The organism is Guptibacillus hwajinpoensis, assembly GCF_020171785.1.
Taxonomy (GTDB): Bacteria; Bacillota; Bacilli; order Bacillales; family Guptibacillaceae; genus Guptibacillus; species Guptibacillus sedimenti.
In genome coordinates, this window is the sequence record NZ_JAIVAE010000002.1 from 99,637 (window position 1) to 124,035 (window position 24,399).

Consider the following 24,399-nt stretch of genomic DNA (forward strand, 5'->3'; position numbering starts at 1 on the left):
TCACATCTCCAAAAGCTAGAACAAGAGGGTGCATGGGGGGTGAATAGGATGAAAAGGAGAACGACAAAGTTACTTCATAAGTTAAAAGAATTAAAGCAGGAAGCGGTAGAAAAAGATCATTCAGCTTCACTTCAGAAACAAGTTATCGAAAACTTTAGCGGCTGTGATGATCTCGTACAACGCACGTTTCCTGAATTAGATATAACAATTATTTATTTCTTACATATGGTTAACGAAAATTTACTTGAAATGGATTTGCTTGTTCCCATTTATCATGCATCAGATGAAACCAAGCTTCCATTCTTAAAAAGGTCTAACTTTCATAAAACCGATGATGAAAAGAAAGTAATCAATGGAATATTAAATGGAGAAGCGGCAGTTTTTCACCAGGACCATGCTTACCTGATTAACATTTCTGGACCTAAGCAGCGAGAAATCCAACCTTCGGAAACGGAAACAACGATTACAGGACCACATGAAGGATTTGTTGAAAGTAGCGAAATTAATCTTTCTATGATTCGAAGACGGGTGAAAAGCGCGCACTTGAAAATTAACGAAATTCCTGTCGGAGAAGTTTCGAAAGGGAGCGTCTTTGTTCTTCATATAAAAGGAATTGCTAATGATGAAGTTGTGGGTGACATGATTAATCGAATCGAGAAAATCGAGATTGACGCGGTGTACGATGCACATATGCTAACACAGCTAATTGAAGATCAGCCAAATGCGCTCTTTCCACAGTTTATGCTTCGAGAGCGACCCGATGCAATTGCTGCTGCGCTTGTTGAAGGGAAAATTGTGGTCGTAGTTGACGGTAGTCCCGCAGTCATCATCAGTCCTTCAAGTTTTTTTGACTTTTTTCAAACGGGTGATGACTATTATCAAAGATGGATTACTGGGACGGCAACAAGGTTGCTTCGATTTGGAGCTTTTATCATCACGATTGGGTTTACTGCTCTCTACGTTTCCGTTACAACTTTTCAATATGAAATGATTCCGCAATCGCTGTTAACAACGTTGGCAGGTTCAAGAAGTAAGGTGCCATTTAATCCTTTATACGAAGCGCTAATCATGGAAATTACCCTTGAGTTTTTACGTGAAGCAGGGGCCAGATTGCCAACGAAAGTTGGACAAACGATCGGTATCGTTGGGGGTATTGTTATCGGACAAGCGGCAGTGCAAGCTGGAATTACTAGCAATGTTCTAATTATTGTTGTTGCCAGTTCTGCCATTACTTCATTTGTCGTCCCTAGTTATGTGATGAGTGCGAGTATTCGATTAGCGCGTTTTGGTTTAATTCTTTTAGCGGGACTCCTTGGTAATCTCGGAATCGTCATAGGAGTCATCCTTTTGGTAATCCACTTAAGTAGTTTAACGAGTGCGGGTGCACCTTACTTAGCTCCTCTATCTCCGTTCTTCCGCAAAGATTGGGTCGATTTTTTATTGCGAGCTCCCTATTCTTTAATGAAAACAAGGCCAGCTTTACCTAGAAGTTCTAATAAGAAAAGAAAGCAATAAGCAGCTAGAAGAAATTGAGGGATACTAATGTCGGAAAAAATCGCGCCATTTCACCTCGCCATTCTTATTTATATGATCCAGTCTGGTGTAACCCTATACAAGTTACCTCGCATGCTAGCCGTTAATTTTGGTACGAACGGATGGATTATGGTACTCATTGTATCTTTTGTAGCTGGAATAAATATTTTTCTCATTTCTCTCGTGAACCGTTTTAGAAAAGGAGAGAGCGTATTTGAGATTATGGAAGGACTTATCCCTCGTGTAGTATTGGCGCCTTTTTACATCCTCCTAGCATTGATCTGGTCAATCTTAGCGCTACTTGTTGGAAAAGACTATATCCTTATCACCCAGGTGTTAGCTTTCCAAAATTCAAGTTTACTTTTGCTGTACAGCATTGTTTTAATTCTCGCCTTCTACCTTGTAATAAAGGACATGTATACGATATCTAAGACAACGACCATTTTCTTTTTTTTAACCATTTGGATGACCTTTTTGTTAATTTATCATATCCCGTATTCTTCCGTTATGAGATTAACGCCATTTATATTTAAAGATGGAACGCATTCAATTCGTGGATGGATTGAGGTATACACGGCATTTCTAGGTTTTGAACTTGTTTTATTTTTGTTTCCTTATATTGATGAGAAAAAGCCAAAATGGTTTCTAAGCGTATATGTAGGACATGTCATTACGACGATTGTGTATACACTCATATGCCTCGTATCCTTTATGTACTATTCATTTGAGCAACTCAAGCTTATTAGTTTTCCTGTATTGAATTTAATTGCGTACGTTGAAATTGAATTAATAGAGCGAATTGAAAGCCTCGTTTTTAACTTATTTCTAATGAAGATTCTTGTTACAGTCGTAATGTATTTATGGGCTGCCAAATTACTCCTTCATCGTGGAATGCCGAGTGTGAATGAAAAGTGGTTAGCGCCGATTTTAATTTTAGTTGCTTTTTTTATTACATTTCGAGTAGACGTGGTTTATGAGTTAGCACCATGGTTATTGATTTTTGGATTCGCTGCTGCAGGAATAGCCATTGGATTACCCATTCTGTTGTTATTCATTCTGTGGATTAGGAGGATGCGCAATGGATAGAAAAACTGTCATATGGGGCATTTTCGCATGCTTATTGCTAGCAGGTTGTAACGATCAAAAAGTAATTGAAGATCTTGCCATTATTAGTATGATGAGTTTTGATCAAACGGATGATCCGACTGGTGATCTAAAAGTTACCGCCTCTTTTCCAAATTTAACGAGTGAAACGTCTAATGAAGAGCAAATCATCGAAACAATTGCAAATTCTAAAAAGGAGGCAGAGGATCTCCTCTCATCCAAAACAAAACAACAAGTAGTAAATGGTCAAATACATTCTATTATTCTTGGCGAAAGGTTTGCAAGAAACGGAGTGAAAAGCGTGATCAGCTCGATGGAAAGAGACCAAGAAATAGGATCACAGGTGAAAGTAGTAGTTGCAGATCAAGAAGGCACTGAAATTATTAGAACCGAAGTCGTTCCGGATATCGGGAGTTACATTGATAAAATGTTAAAAACTGAATCTGAAAAATTCACAATTCCAGAAACGGATATTCACCATTTTTCTCGTGATTATTATGATGACGGGATTGATCCGATCGCGCCTCTTTTTAGGAAGCAAGATGGGAGAATTGTATTGGTGGGTACCGCGCTTTTCCGCAATGATCGCTATGTTGATCACCTTGATTTGATTCAATCAAAAATATTAATGCTATTGCTTAGCAAAGTAGAGAGAAGTGAATTAACGATTAAAATGGCTCAAGAGGAAAAAATTCGTAATGTTCATTTTGACTATGTGACAAGCCACCGGAATATAAACGTATATAAGAAGGGGAGAGAGGTTGATCATATCAAGATTGTCGTAAAGATGAGAGGATCGGTTTTAGAAGATACGGGAGAAGAAAGTATTTCCTCTACGAAAGAGATTCACGAATTAGAGCGATTGGTTGCACGTCATATTGAACATAAAGCCGAGGACATCATTGAGATTTTAAAGGAAAATCAAACGGATAGTCTTGGATTAGGTCAGTATATTCGCCAGTCACTATCTTATGAAGAATGGAGGACGTTGGATAAAGAACGTCTCATTGAAACCACACCTGTATCTGTTGAAGTGGATGTGACGATCAAAGATACAGGTATGTCTCAGTAGTTAGTAGGCGATCCCGACCCGCTTTAAGAGGTGTTTTTTTTCAAGGAGCTCTTGATACACAAAATTAGCCGTGTCTCCAGTTGAGATTTCTTTGCCATCTTCAGGAAGGTAATCATCTTCTACTCTGTAACTACCGCGAGCGTCTCCCTCTGGTAAGTAAGTAGGGCAAATAATGGTCCATTCCACTTGGCTTCTATTCAGCATCTCGTAAACAGCGAGGTGCTCTTTTGCTGCTCGGGTTGTTTTACGTTTTGATTCAGATGACTCAAAACGATAAACGCCAGGATCGGTACGACTGTTTAGTATACCTGCTGTACCAACTGTAATGATGCGCTTTATTCCCTGCTTCTTCATGACGCTTAGCAGAATCGGTGTGCTATCGGAGAGAGTAGTTGTTTTGTCTGTTCCAAGCGCACTGATTATCACGTCGGCCCCTTCGCTTGCTTTCATTACGTCATCTTCATTTAACACATCGCCTTCAACAATTGTTATCCCTTCTTTTATTGAAAGCTTTTCTGGTGATCGTACAAGAACAGATACGTTATGGTGATCTCTAACAGCTTGTAATAATACTTTACTACCAACCCGGCCTGTAGCCCCTAAAATAAATACATTCATAATACATCCTCCTCATTAGCGGTATTCACTTCATTTTAGAAAACGTAGATATCCATTGCAAATTAGAGGGTTCTTTTTTTTATTCCGAATGAACGGCTCTTAGTAGGTGGATGTCTTTCATAATATTTCTCAATAGATTTGCAAGTTTTCCTTATAAAGTTCAGAATTTTTGTTAAAATACTCATAACGTATGATACGTGATTGCTTTAGATAGAGGAGAGGGGAAGATCTTACAATGAGAACTGCGCTGTTTAAAAGATTAGAAGAGCTTTATCCACAAATGGTTGAACTAAGGAGAGAGCTTCATCGGCATCCAGAGCTTTCTTTCCATGAAGTTCACACGCCAAAACGAATTGCTGAATTTTATGAAAATCTTCACATGCCTATTCGTACTGAAGTTGGTGGAAGAGGGGTTGTAGCTGTTCTAGAAGGAGCATTACCTGGTAAAACAGTAGCCTTACGAGCGGATTTCGATGCTCTTCCAATAAATGATGAAAAAGACGTTCCATATAAATCGACAGTACCTGGCGTGATGCATGCTTGCGGACACGACGGGCATACGTCTACGCTTTTACATCTTGCCAAAGCGTTAAACGAACAACGTGATCAGTTAGCTGGACGAGTTGTGTTTATTCATCAATTTGCAGAAGAAATCACGCCTGGTGGTGCAAAGCCGATGATTGAAGATGGTTGTCTTGATGGGGTAGACGTCCTTTTTGGAACACATCTCTGGTCAGGGTTTCCTACTGGGACTGTCGCCTACAAAACAGGGCGCATTATGGCAGCTGCCGACTCGTTTGAAATTGTCGTAAAAGGGAGAGGTGGCCATGGAGGTATTCCGCACGAAGCGGTAGATTCAATTGTCATTGCTAGTCAGCTTGTTACTCAGTTGCAGCAAATCGTTAGTCGATTTGTTGATCCTGGTCATACAGCCGTCTTATCAATTGGCTCCTTTCATGCAGGGTCGGCGTTTAATGTTATTTCTGAAACGGCTACGCTGAAAGGCACTGTGCGCACTTTTGATCGAGATGTTCGTGAGAAAATCATTGCATTAATGGAACGAATGATTAAAGGGACGTGTGAAAGTAGCGGGGCAGACTATCGGTTTACCTATAATCGAGGATACCCTCCTGTTGTGAACCACGAGAAGGAAACGATGATGCTGAAGGAGGCGGCCCAAAGAGTAGGAAATGTAAAAAATGTGGTCGAAACAGAAGCATTAATGATTGGAGAAGATGTTGCTTATTATCTTGAAAAAGTACCCGGAACGTTCTTTTTAACTGGTTCAGGAAATAAGGAGCTATTATCGACTTACCCTCATCATCATCCGATGTTTGATCTTGATGAGACTGCGATGTTGATTGCTGCTCAAACGCTAGGAGAAGCCACTTTATCTTATTTAGAACAACATCGTTATGAAGCGGAAGAGATAAAGAGTTAAGTGAATAGGAGGAGGAAATGAATGGCGAGAGGGTTGCTTGAAAATGAAGCAGAATTAAGTAAAAGACAGCTACATTTATTGATGCAAGTATCAACCATCTTTAACTCATCACTTGATTTCTATGCGGTGATTCAGTCCGTCATTGAAGAGACCGTCTCTGTCATTGATGCTGCAGACGGCGGCGTGCTCTTTTTATACGATGATGAGCGAAAGAGATTGAAAGTTGCGGGATCGACTGGCTTTCGAAAGAAAACGGTAAATGAGGTATTGCTTCAATCTGGAGAATCGATGACAGGCCTGGCATTTGAGAAAAAAGAAACGCTCCACTTTAAAACAAACCTTGAAGTAGAAGAAGCGATGAAAACGATGACGCCTCAGAATGCAACGCTCTATCACCAGTCTGCAGACGATTTACCTATGAGCACCATTTGTATTCCAATAATTAAAGAAGACGATTGTACAGGGGTTATTGTATTAGATCAATTTAATCTAGAAAAAGAGTTTACGAAGGACGATATTCGATTAGTTGAAGCCATCTCCTCTCAGGCGGCGATTGCTCTCATGAATGCGAATTTATATCGCAACAAGGAAGCTTCTCTTCAAAAATTAAAGCAATTTAACAAGACAATGATAAATCAAAATGAAAGTTTATCAAAATCTGTGGAAACTCACCATGCCTTATCTGATATCGGAATGAATGAAGGGTCTTTTCAAGAAATTTGTTCATATCTTACTAATTCCATCGGTAAAACCGTCATGATTTTTGATCCATTTGGTGAAGTGAAGGCGTCGAGCCACTCTGAATGGCCATCAACTGAAAACTTGCAACAGATGATTCTGAAGCACCTCAATACGATTAAGCAAAAAAAACATGAGGTTGAAGTTTTCCACGCTAAAGAAGATTTCTTGTTATTCCCACTTGGTAGACTTTCCTTTCCACTAGGCTATCTAGCGATTATTTCTGAATCGCTACCGCTTACAAGGTTTGAACATTCTGCTGTTTTTCATGCATGCACAGTGGCGGGCTTACAATTAATGAAACAAGAAGCGGAGCATAAAGAACGGCAGCGACTTACCGGTGAACTAATCATCAATCTTCTATCTGCTCAGGAAGAGGAAGCGGATTTAAGCTACCTTGCCGATCGACTTCAAGCTGATTGGGATGCTTTTTTTACCGTGGCGGTTCTCGATGTACCGCAAGAACTTGAGCAGGGGCACGAAGAGTGGTTGCGAAGTTGCATTCATGCCTCAATTAGTCATTTGCTACAAAAAGGTAATACGAGATTGCTTGTGACAGAGTGGGGGAGACAGATTGTTATCCTCTTCCATGATGCTCATGGGGTAGAATCGTCAATTGTATCAGTTAATCGCTTTATCCGTGATTTCAAAGCACTTACTTCATCTATTACGTCAGAAAAAATGTGTAGAATCGGAATTGGAAAATCTGTTAAGGGAATACGCGCACTAGACAAGTCCTTCAATGAAGCTAAGAAAACTATTAAATTTTTAGAACGATTTACCTTTGCTGGGTATTCCTCGTGGTATGGAGAAATTGGAGCGCTTCGTTTGTTGTTAAATAACAACGAGGAGGAGCTGGCTAATTATGCGCTTGAGTATCTCTCTCCCCTACTTGCTTATGAGAAGCGACGCAAAGGAGAGCTTTTTCAAACATTGTTTGTATACTTATCGACAGGACAGGATATTAAAAATGCTTCAGAACAACTTCACGTTCATGTGAACACAATGAATTACCGCATTCAACGTATCCAAGAGATATTAACGATTAATTTTAACGATCCATCTGATCTTTTGAACATTCAAGTTGCTTGTAGTATTTACCGCTATTTATTTGAAGCGTAAATCAGTCATCATCTGGCTGAAGATAAGGACGAAGCTTTCGAACATATCGTCGAATATCAAATAAAAGTTTCGCTTGTAACTTCTTGTTTTCTTCAAACGTTTGAATGTGGGAAATGGAAGGGAAGGACCCATGCTCATTAAATTGAACTGGAATTAGCCCTGTTTTTACTAGTTCGCCATTTTCACGATTAATGATTTCAACTTCGACAGATGCTTCAAATGTATCCGGGATATGATGGTCGACGAGTCGTTTCACATTTTGCACTTTGAATAATATTTGAGCCATTGTAAATCCTCCTTCATCTACCATTACCCATTCTTATTAAAAAATAGCCTTCAAAACATGTAAAAGCAGCCTGTTTCATAGAGGCTGTTTTTATTCGTTTAGAAAGTCGTAAAAGAAAGTAATCGCTATTTTTTTAATGTGGAAGGATTTTGAAGAAATTTGTCAAATTGGTACATAGAAAAACAGGACGTCGATATCAAAAATGGAGTGGAGTACGCAATGGAAGGATTCACTTACGAGTTTCATTTTTTTCTCATTGTTATTTCGATATTAATGATTGTAAGCTACGCTTATGTAGCATTTGATTTTCATGAAAAAGCTCACATCATCACGCTTCCATATCGGAAATTTTGGGTATTTGGAAGTTCACTTGCAATGGGAGCGGGAATATGGATTCTGCAATACCTAGTTTTATTAGGTCTATCAACAGCAGATGCTTCTTTTTATGCGCCCTGGTTTGTATGCTTATCTCTAGCAGTTCCAGTCATTGGATCTCTCTTAGCGTTTATGACCCTTTCACCGAGAGGGCAGTTTAAGCAAATCATTAAAGCAAGTCTTTGGATTTCGCTATCGTTATTGTTATTACAAATGATTAGTTCTCATTATTTATTGGGGTTAACTTATTCAATCGATGACTGGTGGAGAGTCGTTCTTCCTTTGTTGATGGTTTTTTTCTCTACCGTTAGTAGTTTGTGGCTTGTTTATGGAATTTCGAATGAAAGAAGTCATTCCTTTAGAAGAGTGTCAGGAGCGCTTGTTTTTGGTCTTGGAACGCTTGCGATTCATTACTTTACAATGATCACATCTTCTGTTGCAACTAAATTTGAAGTAGAGAGCTACAGTGAAAACCACCTCGTGCAATACATGGCTTTAACAGGCATCTTTATTATTTCTGTTTTAATGCTCATTCGTATGATGCGGAATCGAGAGCTTGAAAGTCAGGAATCGATGCTCCGAGAAAGCGAAAGAAAATACCATTCTCTTGTAGAAAATTGTCCCGATGGCATTATGGTGTTAGATATTCAAGGTCATATTCTAAATATTAATCCTGCCTTAGAACGTATGAGTGGGTATACACTAGAAGATGTGAGCCATAAATTAAGCTTTCATTTTGTGGAAGAGCGATACATCGAGCAAACAACGTACTGTTTTGAAAGAACAAAAGAAGGTGTTCCTCAAAAATGTGAATCAGCGATTAGCCATCATAATGGTCATTCCATTCATGTGAAACTAATTTCTATTCCACATATGATCGAAAACAAGATGCAAGGTATTATTGTTATCGTAGAGGATATTACGGAGTTTAAAGAAACGGAGGAACTTTTAAGACGCTCTGAAAAACTAACGGCTGTCGGTGAGCTTGCGGCAGGAGTGGCGCATGAGATCCGGAACCCTCTAACGTCGTTAAAAGGGTTTGCGAGCCTTGTTTATAGCTCCTCTCACGATGAGAAATCAAAAGAGTTTTTGCAAATTATGCTTTCGGAAATCGATCGGATTAATTTTATTGTTAGTGAATTTATGCTTCTAGCAAGGCCGCATGAAAAAGAATTCGCCAGGAGTGATCTGGTTTCTTTGCTCAGGCATGTGATTTCTTTATTAAAATCTCAGGCAATTTTAAAGAATATTGAGATCCGAACCCAGTATGATTGTGAAGAGTTTCCAATTTTGGGTGAAGAAAATCAGCTGAAGCAAGTATTTGTCAACGTGCTAAAAAATGCTATTGAAGCAATGGAAGATGGAGGGATTATTTACGTTAAAGTCACTAAATGCGAGACGGGTGTGACTGTTCGTATAAAAGACCAAGGAGTGGGGATTCCTGAGCATCAAATATCAAGAATAGGGGAACCTTTCTATACATTAAAGGAAAACGGAACGGGACTTGGTCTGATGGTAAGTTTCGGCATTATTGATAATCATAATGGAAAAATGAGGTTATCAAGTGTGGAAGGGGAGGGGACGACAGTTGAAGTTTCTTTACCATTATATGAAAGAAGGTTAGTGAAAGCATAAGAAAAAAGCGCTGATTCAGCGCTTTTTCTTATGCTTTGATGTTTAGATACCAGTGTCCGCCTTTTTCAACGCCTCAATCGTATCTTTTTCAAGAAATTCAGAGGCTGGAATATCTAGCGCAGTCGAGATTTTTAACAATGTTTGGACGTCTGGATGATATCGATTTTCTTCAATTTTTTGCATAAGACCGGCTCCGATACGAACTTTTACAGCCAATTCTTGAATGGTCATATTTGCTTCTAAACGATGTTTACGTATTTTGTCTGCTATGTTCATCCTGTTGCCCCTCCTTACTTGAAACTTTCACACCTCGTACAACCATCACATCGCAAGTGGCATTACGGGTAATATGTTCTGAAACGCTGCCCATAAGCAATCTCTCAACACGATTCATACCAGTGGCGCCACATACGATTAAATCAATTTTGTTTTGTGGAGCAATGGTTTTTGCGATTTTCACTTTCGGTGATCCATACTCAATTACAGTTTTTACATTCGTTACTCCGGCGATCATTGCTTTTTCTTCATATTCTTTTAATAGCCGCTTCCCGAAATCTTCAGCTCTCTCTGTTGCGATATCATATAGCTCAAATGTGGAGAAATTTCTTGTGTCGATAACGTGCGCAATGATTAGGGATGCTTGATCTTGAATAGAAAGTTCAACCGCTCTTGAGAAAGCGACCTCAGCAGATTCAGAACCATCAACAGCAACAAGTATGTTTGTGTGTTTAACACTCATTTGCAATCCCTCCATTAATAATTCTTGTACTTCATATGTTTATTGTAGAGGATATTTTTGTAAGAAACTGTGATTTTTCTCACACCTTTTCAGAAAAACTTCTACTTTTTCACTTTTTTGAATAAACTAATGTTGACAAATGTGCATTCGAGCGATAGTTTTGTATTAAGGAAACAATTGTGCGGATGGGCACGTGAGAGGTATGAACTGATTGCTTATTTTTTTATCTTAAAGTTGCCTTTAGGAAAAAAATGTTCATAGGGTGAAGAATAGAGCTGTTAAGCAAATGTTTTTCGCGAAAGAGACTTGGAAAAGCACATCAAAAGCAGAAAGCCCATACGTTAGGTTAAAGCAATGTATAGCGGATTAAATGAATGAAGGAGAGGTTATTTAAATGAAAAAATGGATTGGGTATCTTTTAGGGGCATCATTGTTTTTACTTATACTGGCAGGATGTAGCAGTGAGTCAGATAAACAAAGTGAAGGCAAGATTAAAGTAACAGCAACGATCGGTCAAATTGGTGATATTGCCAAAAGTGTGGGGAAAGAGCATGTTGCAGTTGATTCGCTTATGGGACCGGGAATTGATCCTCATTTATACAAAGCTTCTCAAGGAGATATTAATAAGCTATCGCAAGCAGATATCATTTTTTACAATGGTCTTCATCTTGAAGGGAAAATGGGAGATATCTTTGCAAAGATGAAGGAAGACAAACCGACCTATCCCGTTGCTGAAGCAATTCCGGAAGATAAGCTATTGGTTGATCAAGCGAATGCAACAGCAATTGATCCACACGTATGGTTCGATATTGAATTATGGCAATATGCTGTAATGGAAGTTCGCGATGCATTAATTGAGTATGATCCTGATCATAAAGCGGACTATGAGAAAAATGCAGAAGCCTATTTAAATGAGTTAAAGAAATTACAAGAAGAAGCACAGGCAAAGATAAATGAAATACCAGAAGAGAGCCGTGTGCTTGTAACTGCCCATGATGCTTTCCAATACTTCGGTCAGGCGTATGGGATGGAAGTAAAGGGACTGCAGGGCTTGAGTACAGATTCAGAATATGGTCTAAGAGATGTACAGAATCTTGTTAATACTCTCGCTGATCGCAATATTAAAGCTGTCTTTATAGAAAGCAGTATTTCAGAAAGATCGATCAATGCTGTTGTCGAAGGTGCAAGAGAAAAAGGGCATGAAGTGAAAATCGGTGGCGAACTCTATTCAGATGCAATGGGTGAAAAAGGTTCACCTGAGGGCACGTATATAGGCATGTATCGCCATAACATTGAGACGATTGCCAAAGCTTTGAAATAGAAGGGGAAGGGAGCTTAAAAATGAATCCAATTCAAGTATCAAATTTAACAGTGGCATATGACCGGAAACCAGTTCTTCAAGAAGTAACGTTTCAAATGCCAGAGGGAAAATTAATTGGTGTTGTGGGACCAAATGGTGCCGGGAAATCAACGTTAATTAAAGCCATTTTGGGGTTAGTTCCTAAAGCTTCTGGATCTGTTGAGATATATGGTAAGTCTTATCGTACCCAGCGAAAATTAGTTGGGTATGTACCGCAACGAGGTTCAGTCGACTGGGACTTTCCTACAAATGCTCTTGATGTTGTTCTCATGGGAAGGTACGGTCATGTTGGATGGTTTCGCCGACCAGGGAAGAAGGATACGGCGATTGCGATGCAGGCCCTTGATAAAGTAGGAATGAAAGAATATGCCGATCGTCAAATTAGTCAGCTTTCAGGTGGCCAGCAGCAACGAGTCTTTCTTGCCAGGGCTCTTGCTCAGGATGCCACAGTCTATTTCATGGATGAACCGTTTGTAGGTGTGGATGCAGCAACAGAGAAAGCGATCATTTCTTTATTAAACGAACTCAAAGCACAAGGAAAAACGGTGCTTGTTGTGCACCATGATTTACAGACCGTGAAAGAGTATTTTGATTGGACGCTGTTATTAAATAAACAAAAAATTGCGCTTGGACCTACAGAAGAAGTATTTACAGTGGAAAATTTACAAAAAACATATGGAGGTCGTCTAGCCTTTCTCGATTCTCAGGTTAGTCCTTCCTATGTGGTGCAGCCATAAGGGGGACCAAGTATGTTTAATGACTTAATCTTAACGTTACAAGATGCAAACACACAGTGGGTCCTTTTTGGAACCATTCTTCTCGGGGTTGCAAGTGGCGTTCTAGGTAGTTTTGCTCTTTTGCGTAAGCAAAGCTTGATCGGAGATGCAATGGCGCATGCAGCCCTTCCAGGTATTTGCCTTGCCTTCTTACTTTATGGGACGAAATCAATAGGATGGTTTTTAGTTGGTGCTGCTTTATCTGGTTTGCTTGCCACATACTTTATTCAGGTCATTATTAATCATTCGCGTATTAAGGAAGATACGGCGATTGGACTTGTCTTATCTGTATTCTTCGGATTTGGTATTGTTCTTCTTACCAAGATAGCTCAATCCGAGAATGGAAATCAAAGCGGGCTAGATGACTTTATTTTCGGTCAGGCAGCATCGCTTGTAGGGAATGATGTACGCGTCATTTCTGGTGTAGCGGTTGTCCTTCTTATTGTGACCTGGTTATTGTTTAAGGAACTGAAGTTGTTTACATTTGACCGTCAATTTGCGCAAGGTATTGGGTTGCCTACAGGTCTGCTTAATGGGCTATTGATGGCTTTAATCGTAAGTGCTGTCGTTATTGGGCTTCAGGCAGTTGGTGTCATTCTTATGGCGGCAATGCTCATTACGCCTGCTATTTCAGCAAGATATTGGACCGATCGACTTGATCGTATGGTCATCGTAGCTGGGACGATTGGAGCTTTATCAGGCATGCTTGGAACGTTGTTAAGTTCAATGGCAAATCGCCTTCCAACAGGTCCGGTCATTGTACTTTCGGCAACGGTTATCTTTCTAATTTCACTGATCTTTGCTCCAAACCGTGGATTAGTTTCAAAAGGATTAAAACTCTATCGAATTCGAAAAATCGTTGCAAGAGAAACTGTACTACAAACGATGTATGATCTTTCAGAAGAAGCAAGCATAACGAATAAGAAACTTCTTTTTTCTAAGGAAGAGCTTCTCACTAGAAGAAAAATGGCGGTCCGTAAGCTTGATTCGAATCTAAAGCGACTTGAAAAAGAAGGGTATGTTCAGAGAAAAGAAGACTTGTGGTATTTAACAGAGTCGGGCGGATATGAAGCACATGAAATTGTATTAAATAATCGCCTTTTCGAAATATATACGATGTATGAGATGAAATTTGCTTCACTTCAATTTGCTACGAATGATGTTTGGGATTATAAACATATTGGTTCCTCCACTCTTCACGAGCTTGAACAACTAATGGCCGTTCATGAGCGGACCCCAAAACTTGAGCCTAAATATTTTGGTGAAGGAGAAACGTTACGAAAGAAAAAGTCATCTCAACGTGCGGAAAAACGTAAGAAAGAGGTGAAGTCATTATGAGTTATGGAACATGGATTATGCTTACTGGATCTCTTGTAGGTGTATCATGTGGCATCATTGGCTGTTTTCTTATTTTAAGGAAAATGGCGATGCTTGCTGATGCCATCAGCCATACCGTCTTGCTTGGCATCGTACTTGCTTACCTTGTTAGCCATTCATTAGAAGGGATTTATATGCTAGTTGGTGCTGGTATCATTGGGTTGTTAACGGCATTCCTAGTGCAGGTACTACATTCTAGTGGCGTACAATCAGATGCGGCAATCGGAGTGGTTTTCACTTCTTTGTTTGCCTTTGGAGTGATCTTGTTATCTGCTTTTGCAGGTAAAGTCCATCTAGATGTGAACCATGCTTTAATGGGAGAAATTACATTCATTCCATGGAACACATTAACAATCGGTGGCATGGATCTTGGTCCATCTGCTGTGTGGATGCTTGGTACTGTTCTAATTATTAACCTGATTCTTATTTTTCTCTTTTATAAAGAGATTAAAATTAGTTCGTTTGATCCAGCGATGGCCACGGCCATTGGCATTCCTGTCATGTTCATTCACTATTTATTGATGTCAATGGTATCCATTACAACGGTTGCTTCATTCGATAGCGTTGGTGCAATTCTTGTCGTGGCCATGTTAATAGTGCCGGGAGCTACCGCCTATCTATTAACAGATAAACTTCTTGCCATGCTTATCATTAGTGCAGTCATCGGCGTCATTTCAGCGATAGGTGGTTATTATGCTGCGCTCGTTTGGAATATTTCCATCTCAGGTTCGATGGCTTCTATTGCTGGGCTTATCTTCGCCGCAACGTTTATTTTGTCACCTCGATATGGTTTATTATCAAAGCTACTCGCAAGGAAAAGTCTTATTACTGAATGAACTTAACTGTTTAACGCGATGAATCGGAAAAGAAATGATTCGAAACTATATGAAAATTTCGTGATCTGTAGTATAGTAAAGAAACGCGATAGCTTGTGCCCACAAGTCTATCTCCTCAATTAACAGCTCTGTAAGCGAATGCTGGATTCGCTTACAGAGCTATTTTTTTTTTATAAAAGAGTAAGTTTCCTAATAATGGTTTGAAAAAAATGACCCTTTTAGATTGAAAGTAATCATTTTTGGGAATAGAGAGAGTGGATAAATGATCTGAGATGAATGGAAGGAGAATGGTGATGGATACTGGGACAGCAGCAAAACACAAAGCAAAACAAGCGTCAAATGATGTAAAGCCCTGGATTAGAGGCCTTGCAAGAATGGGGTATGCAGCAAAAGGCGTTGTCTATTTAATTATAGGAATTCTAGCATTTCAGGCAGCGTTTGGTCCTGGAGGAAAAACAACGGACTCTAAAGGGGCTTTCGCAACGATTGCAGGAAAACCTTTTGGTGAAGCCCTTTTGTGGATTCTTATTGTAGGATTAATCGGTTACTCCGTTTGGAAAGGAATCCAGGCGATTAAAGATCCTGATAGTTATGGCAATGATACGAAAGGTATTTTAATACGAACAGGATTCTTTGGCGCTGGTGTCATTCATTTATTCCTTGCGTATAACGCCGTTTCAATTATTACGAGAGCAGGTAGTTCATCTTCTGGTGGTAAACAATCAATGTCTGCTAAATTATTAGGCCAACCATTTGGTCAGTGGGTTATTGGATTTATCGGCTTATGTTTTATAGGTTTTGGCGTTTATCAAGTAATTAGAGGGTATAAGAAATCATTTATGAAACAACTAAAGCAGTATGAAATGCATAACCAAGAAGAATGGTGGGGTAAGCGAGCTGGACAAATTGGTCTTGCAGCTCGAGGCGTTGTTTTTACTATGATGGGTGTGTTCTTTATTCAAACAGCAATTACAGCTAACCCTGATAAAACAAAAGGGCTTGATGGCGCACTGTCAGAACTAGCGAAACAACCATACGGCGCTATTCTGCTAGGATTAGTAGCTATTGGATTTATTGCTTACGGCATCTTTATGTTCGTTAAAGGGAAGAATAGAAGAATGAATTTTTCATAATCGCAACGATGTAAGAAGGTGATGGAACTGAAAAACGTTACACTTGAAGAAACAAAAGAAGGAATTGAGCAGAATCGCCTGTACTTTTTGTACTTATATGGTACGAATTGTTCCGTGTGTCATGCACTGTTGCCTCAAGTAGAGGAAGTACTAAAGGATTTCCCACAAATTACGCGGGAAAAGCTCAATGTTCATGAAATTCCTGAAGCCGCTGGAGCTTTTTCGGTTTTTACAATCCCTGTTCTTTTGTTGTATGTTAATGGAAAAGAAAGCATTAGAGAAGCTAGGTTTGTTAACATCGAATCTTTTCGTTCTTCGCTTAATCGAATCGTAACATTGTTGGACTAGAATCACTCATTTAGTGGTGCACCCCGAAAGTTAGAGTTGAAGACTAACTTTAGGGGTGTTTTTTGTTTGAAAAAACATATACACTCGAATGGAAAATTCAGTATACTGAACATAACTCTTTTGGAAAGGAATTATGTGACAGTAGAATGAATCACGCGAAACAATTAACTTCAACCTCTGAAACTTCTCTTTTTATTATTTTATTAGTATTTAGTATTCTCACGTATATTTTCTTGTTTTTTTCTGTTATTGGAATCGTGATTATCGCACTATTATGGTTGATTTCCTTTTTTAGCCATGGTCTTTTTCTTGGTCAAATTAGAAGTAATGGAGTGAAGATAACTGACAGCCAGTACCCTCAAATCCACCAAAAGGTTTGTGATCTATGTAAGGAAATGAATATTATTAAAATTCCAAGTGTTTATGTGGTGGAATCGGCAGGGATCTTAAATGCATTTGCGACGCGTTTGTTAGGTCGTAATTTTGTTGTACTCTATTCAGATATCTTTGAACTGATTGAAGAAGGTGCTGAGGATGAAGTGACATTTATTCTTGCTCATGAGCTCGCTCATATTAAACGAAATCACATTTTAAAGCAAATCCTGCTTTTACCAGGTAATGTCGTTCCATTTCTAGGTTCAGCCTATTCTAGAGCATGTGAATATACATGTGATCGAATGGGCGCGTATTTCATAGAAAATGGAGAGCGTGCAGGGAACGGATTAATGATTCTTGCGGTAGGAAAGCGCTTATACCAAAGTGTGAACAAAGATGCTTACATCGTGCAACTCCAAACTGAGAGAAGTTTTTTTGTGTGGTTAAGTGAACTGCTGTCGACGCATCCATCGCTACCTAAACGAATAGCTGCAGTAGAGACATTTATGAATATGCGGGAAGAAACGCATTTTCCTGCTCCTCGAAAGAAAATAGTTATTCTTTCACTAATCATTTTTCTTTTCTTTGTAGGTGGAGTTGGATCAGCGGTAGTTGCATCGGAAGTGATTATTCCGTCCCTTTCCTCAGTATTTGAGGAGGAAAGCGTGTTTGATGATGGGGAGGTTACCGACATTACCCCACTTATGGAAGCCATTATGTCAGAAGGTGAAGTGGAATTTCAGTCGCTAATCTCAACCGTCAATCTGGAGGCAACGGATGCTGACGGTTGGAATGCACTTCATTATGCTGCAGAATATCCGGAAGATGAAAAAATGCTTGAGACACTTCTGGAGCTTGGAATGAATCCTGATATAAAGGATGATTATGGTATGACCCCGCTCATGGTAGCAAGTCAAAATGGCTTTGTTTCTAAAGTTGAGCTTCTACTCGGGGCTGGAGCAGATCCAAATCTTGAAGATCAGGAAGGGTGGACCCCGCTTATTTATACCGCTTACATGGAGCCAACCAATCGATACAATCTTTATAAAGTGCTTCTTGCAGCTGGTGGGGACCCTTTAAAGAAAGATGAAGCAGGTTATACTGCAATTGACTATGCACGAGATGCAGGAAATGAAGCAGACGTTAAGTTGTTATCTCAATAATGGAAAAGTCACAGGGTGTTGACCCCTTTTTATGAAGTGACACTAATAGGAGAGGTGGAAGTAGAATGGATGATTCTCAAGTGTTAAATCAATATACGTTTTGGCGCTATCGTACGATTCAAGCGCTGGATGCTGTCACAGAAGAACAAGCTGATTGTCTGCCGGAAGGTTTTACGAATACGGTTCGTTGGAATTTAGGGCATATTCTTGTGACGGCTGAATTTGCTTTAGACCGCTTTACAGATAAGGAAAAAAGCCTGCCTGGAAATTACTCTCCGTTATTTAAAGCGGGAACTCGCCCACAGCAATGGGCGGAATCACCGCCTTCACTTGCAGAGATAAAATACTACTTATTAGAGCAAATTAACTGTATAAAGGAATTGGAAGGTAAACTTCACGATCCGCTTCAACATGAATTTTCAATAGGCTCTTATTTGGAACTCGAGACAATTGGAGAACTTTTATTATTTCTTATGAATCATGAAAATCTTCATCTTGGAACAATTAGTGGCATAAAACGAGCCCAAGGTATAAAAGAACTTTGGAAAAAAGCATCTGTATGAGTACAGTCAAAAACGCGTGTGTTTCACGCGTTTTTTTGTTTGGTTACAAAAAACGTCTTCTAAGGCAAGCTAAGACGCTAGGTATTTGTAAAAAACACAGGAATTTTAAATTTTCTAAAAAAAGGTTGAACACTTTTGAAAAGTTGTTATATAATACTAACAAATAAAACAAATTGTATTATAACAGATGGAGGGATTCAAAAATGGATTGTTACACTTGTTATGGAAATGGTGAACTTGAATGTCCGCACTGTCATGGGAAAGAAAGAAAAAATGAAGGTTGTCACCACTGTGAGGGAGAAGGATGCGTTGGATGTCACCGCTGTAATAGTAGCGGTAGGCTTGAATAGGAGGGAAAGCTGTGCTTGATGAAATTGTTGAAAGCGCTAACGTTCAAGGAAGTGACTTACTAACACATGAAGCGATGATGTTTCTAGAGAAGCTTCATCGTCGCTTTCATCAAGATCTACATCAGTTAGAAGAACAGCAAATATCGAATGGTCAACTTCTAATGGTAACAAAGGATATCAGAGAAGCTAGTTGGGAAGTAAAAGCTGTTCGTAAAGACCTTCAAGAGAGACGCGTCGTTCTCAAGAATTCGTCCTCTCCATTAGAGTCGTTACCTCAAAAATCTGGCGCCAATCTTTTTATAGCTGATTACTTTACAGAATCGCTTTCTTTCACTGATCGTTTGATTGCACAGGAAAATCTGAAGTTGTTTATTCAAAAGAATTTTTTTCACACGGTTCAAAAACCAATTGCTGTAATGATTACACCTTCTGACTGGAGAAGGAAAGATACGATTAATGGTTTGCAAATGTCAGCTAGTCTAGTAGATTTTGGTCTTTATGTTTTTCATCATACTGAGACTTTAAAAAGAAATGGTTCAGCTCCATACCTTTGCTTAAAAGGGCTAGCGACTTACGAGGAAGCGAAGTGGTGGAATAACGTTCTTACTTATTTAGAAAGAGAAATGAATTTGACAGAAGGCACAATGAAAGCAACAATCACGATCACAATGGAAAATGTTCATCAAACAGAAGAAATGCTTTATGAACTACGTAACCATTGTGCGGGGATTCACTTGATAGAAGGAAACAGGGGGATAACGGACGTAGCAAGATCTGTTATTAGTATTGGACACAAGCGAAAAACCCACGTCATTAGTGAGGGTAGTGAAAAGAAAAGACAGGCGGATCTTTTCGAAACACTCACTCGAGAAGCGGTAGAAGGATTTGATGGTAAATGCGTCACAGACGCTAGTTTGATACAGATGATAAAAGGCATTTGGAATCATTATATGCCTGAACCAAATCAAATCTGGAAAAAGCGAAATGAATATTTAAGTATATTGGCTGATTTGAACCAAACAAAAATTGTCTAACTTAAAAAAATTAGGGGGAATTAATTATGACAAAGCAAACGGCAGCATCACTTCAAGAAAATTGGAAGCAAGAACGTTTTAAAGGAATCGAACGCCCATATTCACCTGAGGAAGTGTTGAGGTTGCAGGGATCCATTCAAATTGAGTACACCCTTGCAAAGAGAGGGTCAGAAAGATTATGGAAGCTCGTTAACGAAGAGGATTTTGTTAACGCGCTAGGTGCTCTTACTGGTAACCAGGCAGTTCAGCAGGTGAAAGCTGGCTTAAAAGCCATATACTTAAGCGGTTGGCAAGTAGCCGCAGATGCGAATGTATCAGGTCAAATGTATCCGGACCAAAGTTTGTATCCTGTAAACAGCGTACCACAAGTTGTGAAACGAATTAATCAAGCGCTCCAACGAGCGGATCAAATTGAACATTCAGAGGGTATTCACGATCGGGATTGGTTTGTGCCAATTGTGGCAGATGCTGAAGCTGGTTTTGGTGGGGCGCTAAATGTTTTTGAACTTATGAAGTCCATGATTGAAGCCGGTGCAGCTGCTGTCCACTTTGAGGATCAACTTTCTTCAGAGAAGAAATGTGGTCACCTTGGAGGAAAGGTTCTTCTTCCAACACAGCAGGCGGTGAAAAACTTAATTTCAGCACGTTTAGCAGCAGATGTGATGGGCGTACCAACCTTAATCATTGCGCGGACGGATGCGAATGCAGCCAACTTAATTACGAGCGATGTTGATAAATATGATGGTGAATTTTTAACAGGTGAACGCACACCTGAAGGCTTTTTCTACACGAAACCAGGTCTTGATCAGGCGATTGCAAGAGGCCTTGCTTATGCGCCGTACGCTGATCTTATCTGGTGTGAAACGTCTGAACCTAATTTGGAAGAAGCTCAGAAATTCGCAAATGCTATACATGAGCGTTTCCCTGGAAAATTGCTAGCTTACAACTGTTCGCCTTCTTTTAACTGGAAAAAGAAGTTGGATGATGAAACGATCGCTAAATTCCAACGCGAATTAGGTAAGATGGGCTATAAGTTCCAATTTGTTACACTTGCTGGTTTCCATGCGCTCAATCATAGCATGTTCGAACTTGCACGAGACTATAAGGATAATGGAATGGCAGCTTACTCAAGACTTCAGCAAGCAGAATTTGCTAGTGAGGCAGATGGTTACTCTGCTACAAGACACCAGCGTGAGGTTGGAACAGGTTACTTTGATGCTGTATCACAGGTTATTACAGGAGGAACGTCTTCTACGACTGCTTTAAAAGGTTCAACGGAAGAAGAGCAGTTTACTTCAACGAAATAAGAGAAAAAACCGGCTGAAATTCAGCCGGTTTTTGTGTGGAACGCGTTTAAATAGAGAAAGCGGACTAGAAAACGGAAGGGTAATGAGGAAAAAACACTTATTTCCGCGATCGTTCCAAGAATTCCGCGAAACGTGCTCATAATTCCGCTAAATTTCGAATATATCCGCGAAAATAGAATTAATTCCGCGAAATTGGTTTTGGATCTCTCAGGGACGGCTTCCGCTTTTCTTGTCTAGCTGCGCGGGCCAAATCCTCCGGCTGTTTCGCCCTTTCGATTGAGACAAAAAGCGTCTCATTCGAAAGGGCTCCAACATCCTGCGGATTTAGGCAGGCCCGCTCCGCTTTTCGTGAGATCCAGCTACGACTCGCAGAAACTGCGATATTTCACTCTTTCACCAGAACACAAAGGGCGTGTTCTAGTTCAAGCGCTCCAATATCTCCGTTTCTAAACGCTCGTCTCCGCTTTTCGTGTCTAGCTGCAGCGCCCAGACACTCGGTCACTTCACCTTTTCATCCGAACACAAAGACCGTGTTCAAATGAAAAGGCTCCAGTGCCTGCCGTGTCTAAACGGGCGCTTCCGCTTTTCATTATTTAAACTTAATTCCTGATTCTTCTACGTTTCCGCCTTCTTTGGCTTCGACTAGGGTGTCGAGGGCTTTGTTTAGGACTTGTTTGTGTTGTTCTTTGTTGTTAGGTTGTCCTACGGCGCTGCCGAATGGGAAGCGGTTATATAGGGAGCGAGGTACGTTAACTTGTTCGCTGATTTCTTTAGACATTGTTAATGTGATTGTTGGTATGCCGTTTTCTTCAAGTACGCGTGCGACCAGACCGGCCGACTGTTGACAGACTGGTCAGGAAGGCACCAACAAAGCGAAGTCTACGTTTTCCTTAAGTAACTTTTGCGCCACCTCTTGAGCTGTCACATTTTTTAGTGGGTGAGGTGTTGGGATATATCCCATAAAGCTATAGTGCGTTTCGGCAAGTTCACCAATACGTCCTTCTTCTTGAAGTTCTTTCATGACATCAAGAGGGAAGAGGACGTTTGCATCTTGCCTCGCATTTGTTTGATCATAGTGCTCATGAGAGATAGAAAGATCTTTTAATGAAGTTGAAACAGGGATCTCACGATAAGATGGGTCACCAAGTCCATAGTTATCATTAAAAGGTGTTTGTCCTTTTACATAAAAGCCACCAGTTGAGATCAAAGCACCTTTGGCATTACTTAAGTCTTTATTAAAAGGTGTAAAGGGACTCGTTTCATTCTTTTCGTAACGAAAAGAGGGTACCCAATTTTGTTGAACGGCTTGTTCGACTTTTTCAATCATAAATTCTCCTCCTTCATATAAAATTTATGTTACCTGTTTGTTTTAGCATGTATGCAAAAAAAACAAAAGTAAAACGTCTTGACCAGCATAAACGGCTTCCTTATGAAATAGGATGAATAGTAAAAGAGCAAGGAGGGACAGGCCGCTATGATAAAGAGAAGAAACGCCATAATCAAATGATCATTCGCTTCTTCACTTTCTTAATCGGATTTGGTCTCTCCGTTGCGGGCGGTGTTACGTTAATTCTTCAACTAAATTTAATTATTATTGGACATAGCTTGTTTGAATATTTTGCGTATATATCACAAACTACGGAACTTTATTTATTTGTGTCGGGGGTTATCGTCGTTTGGTTTAGTGTTTATTGGCCGAGGTTGTAGCTCTTAAGAATTCGAATATCTCCGCTAATGCCCCTTCCCGAATAAGAAACCTCTCATACCCTATACTGTAGGCAACCATCATTATAGCCGACAGGAAAGGGAGGAGACCTATGGACAATTATCTCCCCTCACAGGGGAATTTCTTTCAATACCCAGAAACAAGATTGACTCATGAAATGAGACAATATGCTTACCAGCGACCATATCCCTTTATTGGTGGGTTTGCAGGAGGGCTCGCTGGAGGACTTGCAGGGGGCTTATTAGGTGCTTTTTTAATTCCAGGATTATATGGTGGTGGATATGGCTACCCTCCGCCGCGACCAGGATATGGTTACCCAGGTCCTGGCTATGGTAATTATCCGGGATATCCAGGAAATCCTGGAGGACGCCCCCCTTATGGATATGGACCGTACTGATCATAATCGGAATAAAAAGCAAAGGATTTCCTTTGCTTTTTATTTTGTCATTTTAAAAAGGCTTCCATGTTAATTGACGAGCTTTCGCAAATCGCTTGTTAACTTCATTCCAATTAACAATACTCCACCAGTTCTCAATATATTGCTTTCGTTTATTTTCGTACTGTAAATAATAAGCGTGCTCCCATACGTCGATGGCAAGTAGGGGAACGACATCCCATTGGCTCAAATTTTGATGTTTCTCTGCCTGAAGAATTTCAAGTCTTCTTGATACAGGAGACCAAACTAAGATTGCCCAGCCGGAACCTTCTACTTTATTCGCAGCATTCGTAAACTGTTGTTTAAATTGATTAAAGGAGCCAAAACTCTTTTGAATTTCAGATAGGAGTTCACTATCCGGTTTTCCCCCTTTAGGACTCATAACACTCCAAAATAATGTGTGAAGATAATGCCCCGCCCCATTAAAAGCTAATTCACGTTCCCAATGTTTAATAAGGTCAAAATCATTGTTCTTTCTAGCTTCCTGTAAGGCAAGTTCCGCCTTGTTTAATCCATCCACATAGCTTTTGTGGTGAATATCATGGTGTAATTCCATAATCCTTGCACTAATTGCTGGTTCAAGTGCATTGTACTTGTAGGGCAAAGGAGGGAGTGTATGTTCCCCGATTGGAACGGAAGTCGTATTCTCTTGCAAGTTTCGCCATTGATCATATAAGTCGTGAGCTACTTCATACCAAGCTTTTTCTTGGTCACCACCAAGACGCTCTTCTGATTGTTGCATGTTGCCTAACCACTTTTCTGTTCGACGAAGTAAGGGGGATTTCAATTGTTCATGAGCTTTACTAGCTAAGATTCGATTTCTTAGTAGATATCCCCATTCAAGCAGTTCATCTGACAATTCTCTCATCCCCTCAATTCTTATTTAGACGTTATTACTATATGAGTCGTGTTACTAAATTGTTTCAATCTCTTAATAAATGTTTTTAATATG

At 39.8% G+C, this 24,399-nt stretch carries 24 protein-coding genes; 18 read left to right on the forward strand and 6 right to left on the reverse strand.

Features of this window, described 5'->3' with window-relative positions:
• The first annotated feature begins 48 nt into the window (after positions 1-48).
• From LCL91_RS00925 to LCL91_RS00935, 3 genes are read left to right on the forward strand one after another with little or no spacing between them, the layout of a single operon-like run.
• Positions 49-1,515 carry a spore germination protein gene (locus LCL91_RS00925; RefSeq protein WP_224879176.1) on the forward strand — a complete coding sequence of 489 codons (1,467 nt, stop codon included), beginning with the start codon at positions 49-51 and terminating at the stop codon, positions 1,513-1,515.
• A gap of 27 nt (positions 1,516-1,542) precedes the next feature.
• The gene (locus tag LCL91_RS00930) at positions 1,543-2,619 is read left to right on the forward strand and encodes a GerAB/ArcD/ProY family transporter (protein ID WP_224879178.1); all 1,077 of its coding nucleotides are present in this window, start codon (positions 1,543-1,545) and stop codon (positions 2,617-2,619) included.
• The gene (locus LCL91_RS00935; RefSeq protein WP_224879180.1) at positions 2,612-3,709 is read left to right on the forward strand and encodes a Ger(x)C family spore germination protein; all 1,098 of its coding nucleotides are present in this window, start codon (positions 2,612-2,614) and stop codon (positions 3,707-3,709) included. The genes LCL91_RS00930 and LCL91_RS00935 overlap by 8 nt, the downstream gene beginning before the upstream one ends.
• Here the strand turns inward: LCL91_RS00935 and LCL91_RS00940 are convergent, their stop codons facing one another.
• Entirely contained in the window at positions 3,710-4,327 is a 618-nt protein-coding gene (locus LCL91_RS00940) for an NAD(P)-dependent oxidoreductase (RefSeq protein WP_224879182.1), read from the reverse strand.
• Positions 4,328-4,562: 235 nt separating this feature from the next.
• On the opposite strand from LCL91_RS00940, the gene LCL91_RS00945 reads away from it, so the two are divergent.
• Together LCL91_RS00945 and LCL91_RS00950 are read left to right on the forward strand one after the other, a co-directional pair.
• On the forward strand, positions 4,563-5,768 hold the full coding sequence (locus LCL91_RS00945) for a M20 family metallopeptidase (protein ID WP_224879184.1): 1,206 nt from the start codon (positions 4,563-4,565) through the stop codon (positions 5,766-5,768).
• Positions 5,769-5,789: 21 nt separating this feature from the next.
• Positions 5,790-7,628, forward strand: a complete 1,839-nt coding sequence (locus tag LCL91_RS00950) for a helix-turn-helix domain-containing protein (RefSeq protein ID WP_224879186.1) — start codon at positions 5,790-5,792, stop codon at positions 7,626-7,628.
• Between the two features lies 1 nt (position 7,629).
• On the opposite strand, the gene LCL91_RS00955 is transcribed toward LCL91_RS00950, so the two are convergent.
• Entirely contained in the window at positions 7,630-7,914 is a 285-nt protein-coding gene (locus tag LCL91_RS00955) for a hypothetical protein (protein ID WP_224879188.1), read from the reverse strand.
• Positions 7,915-8,073: 159 nt separating this feature from the next.
• Between LCL91_RS00955 and LCL91_RS00960 the strand changes: the two genes are divergently transcribed.
• On the forward strand, positions 8,074-9,924 hold the full coding sequence (locus tag LCL91_RS00960; protein WP_224879190.1) for an ATP-binding protein: 1,851 nt from the start codon (positions 8,074-8,076) through the stop codon (positions 9,922-9,924).
• A 42-nt stretch (positions 9,925-9,966) separates the two neighbouring features.
• On the opposite strand, the gene LCL91_RS00965 is transcribed toward LCL91_RS00960, so the two are convergent.
• Together LCL91_RS00965 and LCL91_RS00970 are read right to left on the reverse strand one after the other, a co-directional pair.
• The gene (locus LCL91_RS00965) at positions 9,967-10,200 is read right to left on the reverse strand and encodes a helix-turn-helix domain-containing protein (protein ID WP_224879192.1); all 234 of its coding nucleotides are present in this window, start codon (positions 10,198-10,200) and stop codon (positions 9,967-9,969) included.
• Positions 10,175-10,663, reverse strand: coding sequence for a universal stress protein (locus LCL91_RS00970; RefSeq protein WP_224879194.1), 489 nt, complete (start codon positions 10,661-10,663; stop codon positions 10,175-10,177). The genes LCL91_RS00965 and LCL91_RS00970 overlap by 26 nt, the downstream gene beginning before the upstream one ends.
• Positions 10,664-11,057: 394 nt before the next feature.
• On the opposite strand from LCL91_RS00970, the gene LCL91_RS00975 reads away from it, so the two are divergent.
• From LCL91_RS00975 to aceA, 10 genes are all read left to right on the forward strand, one after another.
• Positions 11,058-11,984: a metal ABC transporter solute-binding protein, Zn/Mn family gene (locus LCL91_RS00975; RefSeq protein WP_224879196.1), complete on the forward strand. Its 927-nt coding sequence runs from the start codon at positions 11,058-11,060 to the stop codon at positions 11,982-11,984.
• Between the two features lie 20 nt (positions 11,985-12,004).
• A complete protein-coding gene (locus tag LCL91_RS00980; RefSeq protein ID WP_224879198.1) occupies positions 12,005-12,760 on the forward strand; it encodes a metal ABC transporter ATP-binding protein in 756 nt (251 codons plus the stop codon).
• 12 nt (positions 12,761-12,772) lie between these two features.
• Positions 12,773-14,137 (forward strand): metal ABC transporter permease, encoded by a 1,365-nt coding sequence (locus LCL91_RS00985; protein ID WP_224879200.1) that lies wholly within the window; start codon positions 12,773-12,775, stop codon positions 14,135-14,137.
• Complete coding sequence (locus LCL91_RS00990; protein ID WP_224879201.1) at positions 14,134-15,012, forward strand: metal ABC transporter permease; 879 nt, start codon at positions 14,134-14,136, stop codon at positions 15,010-15,012. The genes LCL91_RS00985 and LCL91_RS00990 overlap by 4 nt, the downstream gene beginning before the upstream one ends.
• A 293-nt stretch (positions 15,013-15,305) precedes the next feature.
• Positions 15,306-16,145, forward strand: a complete 840-nt coding sequence (locus tag LCL91_RS00995; protein ID WP_224879202.1) for a DUF1206 domain-containing protein — start codon at positions 15,306-15,308, stop codon at positions 16,143-16,145.
• Positions 16,146-16,166: 21 nt separating this feature from the next.
• Entirely contained in the window at positions 16,167-16,493 is a 327-nt protein-coding gene (locus tag LCL91_RS01000) for a thioredoxin family protein (RefSeq protein WP_224879203.1), read from the forward strand.
• A gap of 62 nt (positions 16,494-16,555) precedes the next feature.
• Positions 16,556-18,031, forward strand: a complete 1,476-nt coding sequence (locus tag LCL91_RS01005; RefSeq protein WP_224879204.1) for a M48 family metallopeptidase — start codon at positions 16,556-16,558, stop codon at positions 18,029-18,031.
• 65 nt (positions 18,032-18,096) lie between these two features.
• Positions 18,097-18,594, forward strand: a complete 498-nt coding sequence (locus LCL91_RS01010) for a DinB family protein (RefSeq protein ID WP_224879205.1) — start codon at positions 18,097-18,099, stop codon at positions 18,592-18,594.
• Positions 18,595-18,955: 361 nt separating this feature from the next.
• Entirely contained in the window at positions 18,956-19,978 is a 1,023-nt protein-coding gene (locus tag LCL91_RS22150; protein ID WP_224879206.1) for a hypothetical protein, read from the forward strand.
• 26 nt (positions 19,979-20,004) lie between these two features.
• Complete coding sequence (gene aceA, locus LCL91_RS01020; protein ID WP_098443023.1) at positions 20,005-21,285, forward strand: isocitrate lyase; 1,281 nt, start codon at positions 20,005-20,007, stop codon at positions 21,283-21,285.
• A gap of 853 nt (positions 21,286-22,138) precedes the next feature.
• Here aceA and LCL91_RS01025 read toward each other — a convergent pair.
• The gene (locus LCL91_RS01025) at positions 22,139-22,612 is read right to left on the reverse strand and encodes a glycine/sarcosine/betaine reductase selenoprotein B family protein (protein WP_224879207.1); all 474 of its coding nucleotides are present in this window, start codon (positions 22,610-22,612) and stop codon (positions 22,139-22,141) included.
• Between the two features lie 176 nt (positions 22,613-22,788).
• Here LCL91_RS01025 and LCL91_RS01030 point away from each other — a divergent pair, with 176 nt between their 5' ends.
• Positions 22,789-22,992: a hypothetical protein gene (locus LCL91_RS01030; protein ID WP_098443025.1), complete on the forward strand. Its 204-nt coding sequence runs from the start codon at positions 22,789-22,791 to the stop codon at positions 22,990-22,992.
• A gap of 110 nt (positions 22,993-23,102) precedes the next feature.
• Complete coding sequence (locus tag LCL91_RS01035) at positions 23,103-23,408, forward strand: hypothetical protein (protein ID WP_224879209.1); 306 nt, start codon at positions 23,103-23,105, stop codon at positions 23,406-23,408.
• Between the two features lie 52 nt (positions 23,409-23,460).
• Here LCL91_RS01035 and LCL91_RS01040 read toward each other — a convergent pair whose 3' ends face one another.
• Positions 23,461-24,315, reverse strand: a complete 855-nt coding sequence (locus tag LCL91_RS01040; RefSeq protein WP_425589646.1) for a superoxide dismutase — start codon at positions 24,313-24,315, stop codon at positions 23,461-23,463.
• Between the last annotated feature and the right edge of the window lie 84 nt (positions 24,316-24,399).

What these genes read in the sequence shown, in the direction of transcription:
- LCL91_RS01000 (WP_224879203.1), top strand. Translation starts at nt 16,167, where the DNA reads ATGGAACTGAAAAACGTTACACTTGAAGAAACAAAAGAAGGAATTGAG.
- LCL91_RS00955 (WP_224879188.1), bottom strand. Translation starts at nt 7,914, where the DNA reads ATGGCTCAAATATTATTCAAAGTGCAAAATGTGAAACGACTCGTCGAC.
- LCL91_RS00925 (WP_224879176.1), top strand. Translation starts at nt 49, where the DNA reads ATGAAAAGGAGAACGACAAAGTTACTTCATAAGTTAAAAGAATTAAAG.
- LCL91_RS00985 (WP_224879200.1), top strand. Translation starts at nt 12,773, where the DNA reads ATGTTTAATGACTTAATCTTAACGTTACAAGATGCAAACACACAGTGG.
- LCL91_RS01035 (WP_224879209.1), top strand. Translation starts at nt 23,103, where the DNA reads ATGGACAATTATCTCCCCTCACAGGGGAATTTCTTTCAATACCCAGAA.
- LCL91_RS00975 (WP_224879196.1), top strand. Translation starts at nt 11,058, where the DNA reads ATGAAAAAATGGATTGGGTATCTTTTAGGGGCATCATTGTTTTTACTT.
- LCL91_RS01030 (WP_098443025.1), top strand. Translation starts at nt 22,789, where the DNA reads ATGATCATTCGCTTCTTCACTTTCTTAATCGGATTTGGTCTCTCCGTT.
- LCL91_RS01010 (WP_224879205.1), top strand. Translation starts at nt 18,097, where the DNA reads ATGGATGATTCTCAAGTGTTAAATCAATATACGTTTTGGCGCTATCGT.
- LCL91_RS00990 (WP_224879201.1), top strand. Translation starts at nt 14,134, where the DNA reads ATGAGTTATGGAACATGGATTATGCTTACTGGATCTCTTGTAGGTGTA.
- LCL91_RS00995 (WP_224879202.1), top strand. Translation starts at nt 15,306, where the DNA reads ATGGATACTGGGACAGCAGCAAAACACAAAGCAAAACAAGCGTCAAAT.
- LCL91_RS00950 (WP_224879186.1), top strand. Translation starts at nt 5,790, where the DNA reads ATGGCGAGAGGGTTGCTTGAAAATGAAGCAGAATTAAGTAAAAGACAG.
- LCL91_RS00970 (WP_224879194.1), bottom strand. Translation starts at nt 10,663, where the DNA reads ATGAGTGTTAAACACACAAACATACTTGTTGCTGTTGATGGTTCTGAA.
- LCL91_RS00935 (WP_224879180.1), top strand. Translation starts at nt 2,612, where the DNA reads ATGGATAGAAAAACTGTCATATGGGGCATTTTCGCATGCTTATTGCTA.
- aceA (WP_098443023.1), top strand. Translation starts at nt 20,005, where the DNA reads ATGACAAAGCAAACGGCAGCATCACTTCAAGAAAATTGGAAGCAAGAA.
- LCL91_RS01025 (WP_224879207.1), bottom strand. Translation starts at nt 22,612, where the DNA reads ATGATTGAAAAAGTCGAACAAGCCGTTCAACAAAATTGGGTACCCTCT.
- LCL91_RS01040 (WP_425589646.1), bottom strand. Translation starts at nt 24,315, where the DNA reads ATGAGAGAATTGTCAGATGAACTGCTTGAATGGGGATATCTACTAAGA.
- LCL91_RS00930 (WP_224879178.1), top strand. Translation starts at nt 1,543, where the DNA reads ATGTCGGAAAAAATCGCGCCATTTCACCTCGCCATTCTTATTTATATG.
- LCL91_RS00940 (WP_224879182.1), bottom strand. Translation starts at nt 4,327, where the DNA reads ATGAATGTATTTATTTTAGGGGCTACAGGCCGGGTTGGTAGTAAAGTA.
- LCL91_RS00980 (WP_224879198.1), top strand. Translation starts at nt 12,005, where the DNA reads ATGAATCCAATTCAAGTATCAAATTTAACAGTGGCATATGACCGGAAA.
- LCL91_RS00965 (WP_224879192.1), bottom strand. Translation starts at nt 10,200, where the DNA reads ATGAACATAGCAGACAAAATACGTAAACATCGTTTAGAAGCAAATATG.
- LCL91_RS00945 (WP_224879184.1), top strand. Translation starts at nt 4,563, where the DNA reads ATGAGAACTGCGCTGTTTAAAAGATTAGAAGAGCTTTATCCACAAATG.